1 protein-coding gene is annotated in these 2132 nt (G+C 67.8%); it reads right to left on the bottom strand.

From position 1 onward, the window contains the following. Positions 1–654: 654 nt before the first annotated feature. Positions 655–1794 carry an HNH endonuclease signature motif containing protein gene (locus ABZ914_RS50545; RefSeq protein WP_500201701.1) on the bottom strand — a complete coding sequence of 380 codons (1140 nt, stop codon included), beginning with the start codon at positions 1792–1794 and terminating at the stop codon, positions 655–657. Between the last annotated feature and the right edge of the window lie 338 nt (positions 1795–2132).

The following is a 2132-nucleotide window of genomic DNA, read 5'->3' as shown; positions in this document are numbered from 1 at the left end:
GCCGCCCCTCCAAAGTCAAGGGCGCCTTCGGCGTCGCTTCGCGATGGACTTCGTCCACCCTTGACTTTGGAGCCTCTGCGGCCCCTAGGCAGGTGATGGGGGCAGGCTCCGCCTGCCCCGCCCCCGGGTCGCGCCACCCCACCACCCCCTCCGTAAGGGACGAAGAGACCCCAAGGGCAACACCACAACACCCGATCGGAAACGAGCCGCCCCCGATGTGGGTTACCGGGTGCTCTGGCGACCGGGGCCGTGGGATGTTGGCGTGCTGCATTCAGCAGGCGGCCTCGGCTATTGCATTGGTGTATCGCGCTGTCGTGTCGGCATCGCGCTGTCATGGGGGCAGGTTGGCTCGCCCGTCGGGAGGGTGGCTGCGAGTGGACCAGCGCAGGGCCTGGGCCGAGGTGGATGGGTGTTATGCGGGAGCGGGGCGGCTATGCGGTTCGGTCTGGAGTGGTGTTGGTCGGTGCTGCTGGGCGGTGCGTAGTGGCCGGGCGACTGGTGGCGGTCTCCGCAAAGGGCTGTCTGGAGGGGCAACCGCAACTGGTGTGAGGCGGTCGCCTGACGTGTGGGCATGCCGGAGCCGCCCGTCATCGGTGTGGATGCAGGCGGACCGGCACAGGGCGTGGCCGTGTGCAGTGTTGCGGTGGTGGGTGGTTATGCGGCCCAGTCGAGCGCGGGGTTGTCAGGTGGGCCGATGTTGCCTGGTGGCCCGGTCCCGGTTGCTGATCCTCTGGCGTCGGCTGGTGGGAGTAGTCGGTAGACGTATCGCCCGTCCCGACCCTTGGTGATCTGGATCTGGTCGGGGTTGGTGTGTTTGAAGCGGTTGTGCCATCCACAGGTGAGGGCGAGTTGGTCGATGTCGGTGGGCGATCGTCCGAGCGCCCATCCGTGCACGTGGTCGACCTCGCACAGCGTCCCAGGCACTTCGCAGCCTCGCACCGCGCACGAGGGGTAGAGCGTTTCCAGCACCTGTCGCTGCGCTGCGGAAGCGAATCGTTCCCGGTAGCCCAGGTAGAGCGGGGTGTTTCCACGGCCCAGCAGGAGGGGTGAGACTCCGGCCGAGAGAGCGATGCGGCGCGCCTGGGCAGCGGGGATCGGTGACCCGTCGGTGAGGCGGGCGGGTGCGTTGCCTCCGGTGAGGGTGTCCAGGTCGCAGATGACGGTGACCTTGGACGCCTTGTGCCCACCCGACAGGACGCTCGACAGTGCCGCTGCGGTGCGTTCGGGGAGGTCGCGTCGGTCGTCTGGTCCGGCCGGCTTGGCCAGCGGAGCGAGCGTGCCGTCCCAGATCGCGGCGTCCTCGGGGTTCAGCCACCCCTTGACGTACCGGCCACCGTCCAGGGATCGGGTGGTGGTAATCCACGACTTGTCATAGCCGCGTTTGGTGTCCTCATCCGGTGCGTCTTCGGTGTCGTCGCGTTCGGCGATGAGGTCGCGGATGCGGCGGCCGAACGCGGCGACCTTCCCGGCCGAGAAGCCCTGGTCGACGAAACCGAGGAGGGTCGTCTCAGCTTCGGCGCAGTCGGTGTCGTCCAGGCGGGCGACCGAGTCGGCGACGGTGGCCGCGTAGCCGTAGGACAGCTCCCCGGCCGCCAGCTGTGCGCAGACCTCCGGTAGGCGGTGGCTCTGCCGGGCGAGGGTGAGGCGTTCCTTGGCGCGGCTGTCCCGCATGCCGAGTCGAGATCGCAGCCACGCTTGGGTGGAGGGATATCCCCACCGGGCCTGCTCTCCGCTGGCGTCGACTCGGCCGATGAATCCGGCGAGCGCGCTTTCCTGTATATCGGACGCGGCCACAAGAGTCTCGGTAGTTCCAGGCACGCGGCCGCTGATTCAGGGGCTTCTCGCGATGCGAGTTCAGTGGCGATGGTTGAGAGCGCGTTCACCAGTTCCATGGTGGACGCAGCCTCAAGCTCGACCGTCACTGATTGCATACGTAAATAGTACCCTGTGTGACCGACATTCGATGCCATTCGAGGGCGTTCGGGCCACATTCTTCTCGGTATTTTTCGAGCGGGAAAGGCGGCCCGGGTCTCGTGGCCTGTTGCCGCTCTTCGCGCCTCACACAAGGGCGATTCGTCCCTGACGGAAGGGGGTGGTGGGGTGGCGCGACCCGGGGGCGGGGCAGGCGGAGC

The sequence above is a fragment of the Spirillospora sp. NPDC046719 genome (assembly GCF_040645715.1).
GTDB lineage: Bacteria > Actinomycetota > Actinomycetes > Streptosporangiales > Streptosporangiaceae > Spirillospora.
The sequence above is the reverse complement of the archived record's forward strand: the minus strand, read 5'-3'. Positions and strand labels throughout refer to the sequence as shown.